The organism is Actinoplanes sp. NPDC051537 (assembly GCF_055586105.1).
Map to the genome: position 1 here is coordinate 119420 of NZ_JBVJIU010000013.1, position 9223 is coordinate 128642.

A 9223-nucleotide genomic window follows, 5' to 3' on the forward strand; every position below is an offset into this window, starting at 1 on the left:
GAGAACCATGTCCGTCCTGTTCGGTGCGGCCTACTACCACGAGTACCGGCCGTCCGCCTCGCTGCGCGAGGACCTCGACCTGATGGCGGCGGCCGGATTCACGGTCATCCGGGTCGGCGAGTCGGTCTGGTCGACCTGGGAGCCGTCGAACGGCGTCTTCGAGCTGGACTGGCTCCAGCCGGTGCTCGACGGCGCGCACGCCCGTGGCATCTCGGTCGTTCTGGGCACGCCGACGTACGCCGTTCCGCCCTGGCTCTTTCGTCTTTACCCGGAGATAGCCGGTGAACGGGGCACGGGACAGCGGATCCCGTGGGGCGCCCGCCAGGAGGTCGACTTCACCCATCCGGCGTTCCGCTTCCACGCCGAGCGGGTCATCCGGGCCGTGGCCGGGCGCTACGCCGCACATCCGGCCGTCGTCGGGTTCCAGGTCGACAACGAGCCCGGCCTCGAGCTGCTGCACAACGAGGGCGTGTTCCAGCGCTTCGCCGACGACCTGCGCGAGACCTACGGCACGGTCGAGCGCCTCAACCAGGAGTGGGGGCTGGTCTACTGGTCACACCGGCTGTCGACCTGGGCCGACCTGTGGCGGCCGGACGGCAACGCGCAGCCGCAGTACGAGCTGGCCTGGCGTCGGTTCCAGGCGCGCCAGACCGACGAGTTCATCGCGTGGCAGGCGGCGATCGTCCGGGAATACGCGTCGCCAGCGCAATTCATCACCACCTGCATCGCGTACGACCGCCCGGCCGTCGACGACAGCTCGGTGACCGGACCGCTCGACGTCACGGCCGGGAACGCGTACTACGTCATGCAGGACGGCCTGGCGTTGCCCGACGCCCGCACCCCGGCCCAGACCTGGACCACCGACGGCGTCTGGTCCCTCTACCTGACCGCCGACCGGATGTACTCGTCGAAGCAGGCGCCGTTCCTGGTGACCGAGACCAACGCGTCGTCCATCGGCTTCTCCTGGGACAGCCGGCCCGCGTACGACGGGCAGTGGCGCCAGGCCGCCTGGGCGCTGATCGCCCGCGGCGCCCGGATGGTCGGGTACTGGCACTGGCACACGCTGCCGTTCGGCACCGAGACGTACTGGGGCGGCATCCTGCCGCACGGCGGGACACCCGGCCGCACCTACCGCGAGATCGCCCGGCTCGGCGCCGAGCTCCATCGGGCCGGCGACGCGCTCGACGGCCTCGTGCCGGACGCGGACGTCGCCGTCGTCATCGACGTGCCCACCCGCTGGATCATGCAGAAGTACCCGGCCCTGTCCCATCCCGACGGCACCCCCGACGAGCGCGCCTACCAGGGCCTGGTCGAGCCGTTCTACCGCGGCGCGTTCGACGCCGGACTCCAGGCGCGGCTACTGCACGCCGGGCGGCTGCCGTCCGCGGCCGAGGCGGCGCAACGCTTCCCGGTGCTGGTCGCGGCCGGGCTCTACCTGACCGAGGACGCGACGCTCGACTGGCTTCGTGCCTACGCGGAGGCGGGCGGGCACCTCGTCCTGGGCCCGCGCACCGGGTACGCCGACCGGGAGGCGCGCGCCCGTCCCGACCGGATGCCGGCACGGCTCGCCTCGGCGGCCGGCGTCTGGTACGACGAGTTCAGCAATCTGCGTACGCCCATCGCCGTCACCGCCGACCCGGATCACCTCCCGGGCGCCGAGGACGCGACCGCCACCCGCTGGATCGACGGCCTGCACGCCGAGGGCGCCACCGTCCTCGCCACCTACCGCCATCCCCACTTCGGACGGTGGCCGGCCGTCACCACCAACGCGGCCGGGCGCGGGCGCATCACGTACGTCGGAACCGTGCCCGGCCTCCGCCTGGCCGAGGCGATTCTGCGCTGGGCCGCCCCCGCCTCCGCCCGCGCCTGGTCCGGCCGGCCCGCCTCGGTCACCGCCACGACCGCCACCACCGCCGACGGCCGCCGCCTGCGGTTCCTGCACAACTGGTCGTTCGAGGCCACCCGCCTCACCGTCCCGCACGACGGCCACGACCTGCTGACCGGCAAGCCCGTTCCGGCCGGCGCCGACGTCGACCTGACCGCCTGGGACGTGCGCGTTCTCATCGAGGAGGGCGACTCGCGGTGACGCCCGGGGAGACGCGGACGCGGCGGCGGTTCCGGTTCCGGGTGAGCAGGCGCCAGGTGAGGACGGTCGAGACGCCCAGGGCGGCGACCAGCACGATGAGGCGCTCGCGCGAGGTGGGCGAGAGGAAGCCGCCGCCCGAGCGGGCCTGGGCCACCCAGGTCTCGTGCCTCGGCACGCCGCCCGGCAGCCTGGCCGGGGCGGCGGTCGTCGCGACCGGCACCAGCGGCATGTGCAGCAGGCCGGACTTCTGCAGCAGCGCGAGCTGACCGGTGACCATCGCGGCCGAGCGGTCGGCCAGCTTCCGCACGGCGGCGTCGGCGGTGGTCGCCTTCACGGTCGTCGCGATCGGGAGCAGGGCGCTGTCCGCCGACCAGAGGAAGTTGACGAACTCGGTGTCGAAGGCGGCGCCGGTGTGCTGCCGCAGGGTGGACAGCGCCGATTGCTGATCGGCGGCCGTCAGGGTGAGCTTCAGGCCGGTGGCGGTGCTGCGGGCCAGCTTCTCCAGCTCGGCGGCCTGGGTGCCGACCTGGGCGGCGAGCGTCTTGACCGCCACGCTCGCGGCGCTGTCCCGGGCGAGCGCGGAGGCCGGGGTCAGGTCGAGGATCGTGAGGTGCACGCGGCGTACGAAATCGGCATCGGTCTTGTCCGCCGCGTGCGCCGCCACCGGCGTCGCCGTGATGGCGAGCAGCGCTACGGCGGCGATGATTCCGGTGCGTGGCCTCAAGACATGCTCCCTGTGTTCGGACGGGAGGCAGTCTAGGAGGCACATTCCGGTATTTGTGCCTTCGTTAAGGAAACCATGAGCTAACTCCGACGGTTACTGTCCGTCACCGCGCTCGGTCGTCCGGCAATGCTCAGCTGCTGATCGCGTCGATGAGGTCACCGACCGGCCGGTCCGGCAGGGCCCGGGCCACGTCGGCGACCGCGACGATCCCGACGAGTTGATGCCCGTCGATCACCGGCAGCCGGCGCACCTTGTGCTCGGCCATCGTCCGCAGTGCCTCGGACGTGTCGTCGTCGGCCCCGATCGTGATCGGCTTGCCCTGGGCCAGCTCGCCGGCCTTGACGTCGCGCGGGTCGCGTCCCTTGGCGACCGCCTTGGTGACGATGTCGCGGTCGGTGAGCATGCCCTTGAGCCGGTTGTCCTCGCCGCAGATGGGCAGCGACCCGACGTCGAGCTCGGCCATCTTCCGCGCCGCGTCGGCCAGTGTCTCGTTCTCGCCCACGCAGGTCACGTCGGGGGTCATGATTTCGCGTGCGGTGGTCATCAGGACCACTCCTCTCGGTGTCTTACCGCCGCATACCCCGTCGCGCACGAGTCAAGCGCGGGGTCAGCCCTCCTCGCCGGTGACGTGGTGCGGGGCGCCGACCGGTTTCGACTGCGACGAGCCGCGCTGACGGAGGTAATGGCGGATCCTGTCGATTCGCCGGCTGCTCCTCGCCGAACGCGGCCACCCCGGCGATCGCCTGTGCCAGCCACGACGCGAGGAAGACCCGCCCCCATTTCGGGGAGCTCGGCTCCGCGTACGGGCCAATCCGCTGTTCCTTCTCGGTTTCCCGCCCGGCCCGGCCGAGCGGCTTGGACTCGGGCGACCCCTTCTGCAGCAGCCAGACCGTGAAGAAGATGTAGAGGAAGAACTGGAGGTATTCCGACTGCCAGTTCTCGGCGACGTCGACGCCGAAGCTCGCCGACGTGAGGTATCGACCAAGGGAAATGGCGGGCAGGCCCGTGAGCAGCCAGTTCGCTACGGTGGCGGCGGCCGTGCCGCGATCACCGACTTCACACCTGCGGCGGCGCCACTCTTGTGGGTGACGCCGCCGCGGGCTTGTTCACGCTGCCGCGGGCTAGTTCACGCTGCCGCGGCTGATCCGGGTCAGGCCAGCGGGTCGCCGGTGGGCGATGCGGCCACCGCGCTGCCGGTGGGCGATGCGGCCGCCGCGCTGCCGACCGGCTCGCGGCGCTTCCGGGCGCTCGCGGGTTGCTTGTGCGCGGCATCGCCGAGCTTCTCGGTGGCGCTGCCGATCGCCGTCTTGGCCTTTTCCTTCGCCTGCTCCGCCGTCGAGCTGTTGTTGAGCTTCCGGGCGGTGGCGGCGATCTGCTCGAACTTCTCGCGTCCCGCCCGGGCGCCGAGCACGTAGCCCACGGCGAACCCGGCGGCCAGCTTCACAATCTTCATCGGGGTTCCTCTCCCTTTGTCGCTCTCAGCCCGGCCACTGGCCGGTGGCTTTCTCCACGCCGGTGGCGCCGGCCCGATCGACGGCGGCCTTGACCAGGGCGAAGATCGCGCCCTGCAACGCCGCGGCCAGCAGGATCTCGCTCCAGCCGCGGTCCCGGTCGGTGGCGTCGGGCGCGTCGTCGTCGTGCCCCGCCAGCTTCCAGATCTGCTTGAAGACCAGCCCGGCGACCGCCCCGGCCCCGGCGCCGAGCAGCAGCCCCACCGGCTTGTACGCGATCTTGACTGCCTTGCCTGCCATGCCTGTCGTCCTTCCGTGCCGCTCTCCTGCCGAAGGGGTTGCCCGCGCCACGACGTCCCAAACCCGCACGATCGCCAGGTCAGGCCCGGCCTCCTTCACCCCGACCGCCCGCCACCCCGATCGCCGGCTGCCCGCCGTCCTCGCCCGCCGTCCTCGCCCGCCGGCCCCGCCCGCCGGCCCCGCCCGCCGGCCCCGCCCGCCGGCCCCGCCCGGATCGCTCGCCGCCCAGCCGGCTGATCTCCCGCCGGCGTCGTCCCCTTGTGTCCCGTCGGCCCCCCTTTGCCCGGGTGAATACCGTCGCCGCGTCATCCCGGCGGGTTTCGGGCGCGGCCCGGCGGGCACGCATAACCCCGGGCCGACCAGCCCCGAACCACTATGGAGGAGTGCTCATGGGCTTCATGGATGAGGCGAAGGACTTCGCCGACAAGCACGACGAGCAGATCGACGAGGGCCTGCAGAAGGCCGGCGACCAGGTCGACGACCGCACCGGCAACAAGTACTCGGGTCAGATCGACAAGGGCGTGGACGAGGCCCAGCGCCGCACCGGCGAGGGCGACACCCAGCAGCAATAGCGCGTACGGCCGGGCGCCTCACGACCAAGCGAGGCGCCCGTCGCCTCTTGACGCCGATGCCGACCTTGTTCTCCGATGTGCGCAGGCAGCGCTCACAAGGAGGAACGGCATGAGCTATCCGCGCGGGCTGTCCGCGTTCTCGCTGGAGGGCAAGAAGGCTCTGGTCACCGGGGGGAACCGCGGACTGGGGTACGCGTTCGCGCGGGCACTGGCCGAATGCGGCGCGACGGTCGCGTTCGTCGGGCGTAACGGCGACGCGAACGAGGCGGCCGTGAAACGTCTCGCGGAGGCCGGCGTGCGAGCGCACGCGATCGGCGCCGACGTGTCGGTGGACGACGAGGCCCAGCGGGCGGTGGACGAGGCCGCCGACGCGCTCGGTGGCCTGGACATCGTGGTGAACAACGCCGGCGTGTGCTTCCACAACCCGGCCTGGGACGCCACCGACGACGAGTGGCAGCAGGTCTTCGACCTCAACGTGCGCGCGGTGTGGAAGGTCAGCCTCGCGGCCGGGCGCCACCTGCGCGAGACCGGCGGCGGCGCGATCGTCAACATCGGCTCGATCTCGGGCCTGATCGTCAACCGGCCGCAGTGCCAGGCGCCGTACAACGCCTCGAAGGCCGCCGTCCACCAGCTGACCCGATCGCTGGCCGCCGAGTGGGCGCCGCACAACATCCGGGTCAACGCCGTCGCCCCCGGCTACGTGAAGACCGAGATGGCCCCCGTGGACCGCCCGGAGCTGCGCCGCATGTGGATCGAGGACGCCCCGCAGCAGCGGTACGCGATGCCGGAGGAGATCGCCCCTTCGGTCGTCTACCTGTGCTCGCCCGCCGCCGCCTTCGTGACCGGCTCGGTGCTGGTCATCGACGGCGGCTACACGGTCTACTGACGACCGGGCCCGCGCCCCCGGTCGATGCGTCGGTGCAGGTCCCGGCCCGTCGCCGCCGCCACCGCGGCCAGCAGCGCGAGGACGACCGCCGCCGTCCCGGCCACGACCGCGACCCGGGGCCAGGCGGGCAGCGGCAGCCGGGGCGGGTCGAGGCCGGCCAGCGGCAGCGCCCACCCGGTCAGCCCCCACGCCGCCAGCGCGGTCACTACCCCCACCACCGCCGCGATCGCGACCAGCGCCGGGTAGGTCCACACGGTCGCCCGGCCGGTGACCGCGCGGCGCACCCCCTGCGTCCGCAGCGCGGACAGGTCTTCCACCCGGCGGGCGCGGTCGACGGCCGCGGCCAGCACCAGCGCGCCCGCGCCGAGCAGCACCGAGAGCGCCCCGGCCAGGAAGTAGAAGTACAGCGACAGCGCCGGCCCCTGCCGGTCGAGGCTGCGCCGCACCTGCGCCGACCGGGTGTCGTCGGTGACGGTGAGGCCCTGCGCGGCGAGCCGGTCGAGGATGTCGGCGGGCGCCCGGTCGTTGAGCCACACCTGGGGGTCGAGCGCGTTCGACGCGTCCGGCGCCACCCGGTCGGCGTAGTCCAGGTCGACCAGGACCGCGCGCGTGCCCAGCCGCGGCACGGCGGGCAGCCGGTCGGTGAGCGTCACCGGCAACGGCTTGGCGTCGAGCCCCGTGATCGAGCTTTCGAAGGGCGGGCTTCCCGCGTACGCCGCCGGCAGTGGCGCGGGCGCGTCGGCCGGCCGCACCCAGAGGCCGTCCGGGATGCCGCCCGGCGCGTTCACGTCGATGCGCAGGCCGGCGGGGTCGGCCGCGAGCGCGCCGAGCGCGCCGACCCGCCAGCGACCCGTCTCGGCCAGTTGCGCCGCCGGCAGCGCCGGCCGGACCGGGTTGATCGTCCCCAGCGCGTTGATCACGATGCGGCCGGTGACGTCGTTGTCGTTGGTGGCGATGGCCAGCTCGATGCCGTTGAGCCGGCAGCCCGGGCGGCACGCCGGCACCCGCTGCTGGTAGGTGGCGCGGCCGGCCCGCAGCGTGCCGAAGTCGATGTGGACGTCGCCGAGGTCGCCCACCGACGAGACCGCGACCACCAGCTTCAGTTCCTTGCCGCGGCCCATGCCGGTCGCCGTGGCCTCGACCGTCACGTCCTGCCCGGCGAGAACGACCGGATCGGCGGCCCGCGGGCGCAGCCGGTCGGCGACGTCACCCGCATCGGGCGCGCCGGCCGGCCAGGACGCCACGGCGGCCAGCCGGCGGGTGTCGACGGCGAGGCCGGGCGGCTCGGCCGCGGTGGCGCTCGGCATCCGGACCGCGGCCATCGCGAACCGGCCGTCCGGGTCGACCTGCTCGACGGCGTGCAGCAGCCGGCTGCGATGCAGCGGGTCGATGCCGAGCACCCGGTCGGCGCCGATCCCCAGCCCGGCCTGGACGCCGCGCCCGCGCGCCGCCACGTCGACGGCGCAGGCCGCGTACCCGGCGACCGCGACGGTGGCCACGAGCAGCGCGAACAGCCGTTGCGCGCCGGGACGCCGGGAGAGCTGGAAGGCGGCCAGCGCCGAGCCGAGCCGGCCGGCGCCGAGCGACCGGGAGGCGTAGCGGGTGACGGCCGGAAGCAGGGCACGGGCCGCCACCAGGGCCAGGGCCAGGATGAGGAACGCCGGGGCGAGCAGGGCCACGCCGGTGAGCGCGCCGCCGGAGACCGCGAGCTGGACGCCGCTGACCACGGCCAGCACCACGATGAGGGCCTCGACCGCGAAGGCACGCGTTCCGCCGGGCGGACCCGGGTTGCGGCGCAACAGACCGGCGACCGGGCTGGTCAGCTGGCGGCGCTGGGCCAGGATCGCGGCCACCAGCGCGGCCAGGGCGGCGATCGGGGCGTACCGCAGGGAGGACCAGCCCGCGGCGACGCCGACACCCGGAAATCGCACCGCCGCGACCGCGTTGACCAGCAGTTGCCCGGCGATGCACCCGGCCGCCGCGCCGGCCAGGATCGCGACCAGGCTCTCGCCCGACGCCAGCCACCACCGCGTCCACCAGCGGGTGCCGCGCAGGGCGACCACCGCGAGCTCGGGCTGCCGTCCCTGGGCGCCGTAGCCGACCGCCAGGAAAATGCTGAAGCAGGCCAGCAGCACCAGCGGCACGGCCAGCACCGGCACGAGCAGGCGCGCGTTGCCCCGGCCGTCGTCGATGCGGTCGAGCAGGAACGGCAGGTCCGTGTTGATCTGCACCGACGGCCCGAGCTTGGCCGACTCCACCTTGAGCTCCTGCAGCCCCGCCCGCAGCTGCGGCAGCCGGTCGATGTCGAGCGCGGCCGCCCCCGCGTTCCCGTCGATGGCCAGCTCGGTGCGCCCGTGGTCGAAGACGGCCAGCGTCGACGCGCTGGTGAAAACGGGCTCCCCCGGCCCGCGCCCCGGCGCCGCGGTGAAGTACCCGTGCGTCCCCCAGTAGACGTCGGCCGGCGCCGGCACCGTGTAGATCCCCGCCACGTACAGCCGCTTGGGCGCCCCGTCCGCCTCGTAGAACGGCACCCGCGGCTTGTCGTTGAACTTCGCGAACGTCAGCGTGATCGGATCCCCCGCCGCCAGCCCGAGCCGCCGCCCGGTGCCGGCGCCGATCACCACGCCCCCTTCGTCGATCAGGCAGCGCCCCGCCACGATCCGCAGGTGCGAGCACGCGTCCTGCCGGAACACCACCCGCGACGCGACCGTGGTGTCCGGCTCGATCCCGATCGCCTTGAACTCGGCCGAGTACAGATAGTCGAACCCCGGCAGGTCGACGAGGGCCGAGCCGACGTTGCTGAAATCCGGGTTGCTGGTGTCCTTGGTCCGGTCGTCCCGCGCCCCGCTGAGCACGATGCCGAGCTCCCCCGGCGTGGCGGTGGCGATCTGCCCCGCCGCGACCGCCCGCTCGGTGGCGGCCAGGTAGGCGGGCGACGCCACCGCGGCGGCCACCGCCAGCATCGCCAGCATCGCGAGGGTCACCGACTGCCCGCGCCGGGTCCACACCATGGCCAGAACGAGCGACATCATCGGCCGGCCTCCGGGCGAGCACGGTGGCCGAGTGCCGCGAAGCCGGACAGGGCCGGCCGGCGGTGGAAAGAGCGCGCGAGCGACATCATCGGCCGGCCTCCGGGCGAGCACGGTGGCCGAGTGCCGCGAAGCCGGACAGGGCCGGCCGGCGGTGGAAAGAGCGCGCGAGCGA

9 protein-coding genes are annotated in these 9223 nt (G+C 73.6%); 3 read left to right on the top strand and 6 right to left on the bottom strand.

Annotation, left to right across the window (positions count from 1 at the left end; all coding sequences use genetic code 11):
* The first annotated feature begins 7 nt into the window (after positions 1–7).
* Positions 8–2086, top strand: coding sequence for a beta-galactosidase (locus ACZ6TB_RS30270; protein ID WP_465559604.1), 2079 nt, complete (start codon positions 8–10; stop codon positions 2084–2086).
* Here the strand turns inward: ACZ6TB_RS30270 and ACZ6TB_RS30275 are convergent.
* The 5 genes from ACZ6TB_RS30275 to ACZ6TB_RS30295 form a co-directional block, all read right to left on the bottom strand.
* The gene (locus ACZ6TB_RS30275) at positions 2061–2810 is read right to left on the bottom strand and encodes a DUF4142 domain-containing protein (RefSeq protein WP_465559607.1); all 750 of its coding nucleotides are present in this window, start codon (positions 2808–2810) and stop codon (positions 2061–2063) included. The two genes, ACZ6TB_RS30270 and ACZ6TB_RS30275, sit on opposite strands and share 26 nt — an antisense overlap.
* A gap of 130 nt (positions 2811–2940) precedes the next feature.
* Positions 2941–3354 carry a CBS domain-containing protein gene (locus tag ACZ6TB_RS30280; RefSeq protein ID WP_465559610.1) on the bottom strand — a complete coding sequence of 138 codons (414 nt, stop codon included), beginning with the start codon at positions 3352–3354 and terminating at the stop codon, positions 2941–2943.
* 22 nt (positions 3355–3376) lie between these two features.
* Positions 3377–3823 carry a DUF6766 family protein gene (locus ACZ6TB_RS30285; RefSeq protein ID WP_465560096.1) on the bottom strand — a complete coding sequence of 149 codons (447 nt, stop codon included), beginning with the start codon at positions 3821–3823 and terminating at the stop codon, positions 3377–3379.
* 137 nt (positions 3824–3960) lie between these two features.
* Entirely contained in the window at positions 3961–4263 is a 303-nt protein-coding gene (locus tag ACZ6TB_RS30290; protein WP_465559613.1) for a hypothetical protein, read from the bottom strand.
* Positions 4264–4288: 25 nt separating this feature from the next.
* A complete protein-coding gene (locus ACZ6TB_RS30295) occupies positions 4289–4561 on the bottom strand; it encodes a DUF4235 domain-containing protein (RefSeq protein ID WP_465559616.1) in 273 nt (90 codons plus the stop codon).
* Positions 4562–4950: 389 nt separating this feature from the next.
* On the opposite strand from ACZ6TB_RS30295, the gene ACZ6TB_RS30300 reads away from it, so the two are divergent.
* Positions 4951–5133 carry an antitoxin gene (locus ACZ6TB_RS30300; protein WP_465559619.1) on the top strand — a complete coding sequence of 61 codons (183 nt, stop codon included), beginning with the start codon at positions 4951–4953 and terminating at the stop codon, positions 5131–5133.
* A 109-nt stretch (positions 5134–5242) separates the two neighbouring features.
* On the top strand, positions 5243–6019 hold the full coding sequence (locus ACZ6TB_RS30305; RefSeq protein WP_465559621.1) for an SDR family NAD(P)-dependent oxidoreductase: 777 nt from the start codon (positions 5243–5245) through the stop codon (positions 6017–6019).
* On the opposite strand, the gene ACZ6TB_RS30310 is transcribed toward ACZ6TB_RS30305, so the two are convergent.
* Positions 6013–9051 carry an FtsX-like permease family protein gene (locus tag ACZ6TB_RS30310; RefSeq protein WP_465559624.1) on the bottom strand — a complete coding sequence of 1013 codons (3039 nt, stop codon included), beginning with the start codon at positions 9049–9051 and terminating at the stop codon, positions 6013–6015. The two genes, ACZ6TB_RS30305 and ACZ6TB_RS30310, sit on opposite strands and share 7 nt — an antisense overlap.
* Positions 9052–9223: the final 172 nt, after the last annotated feature.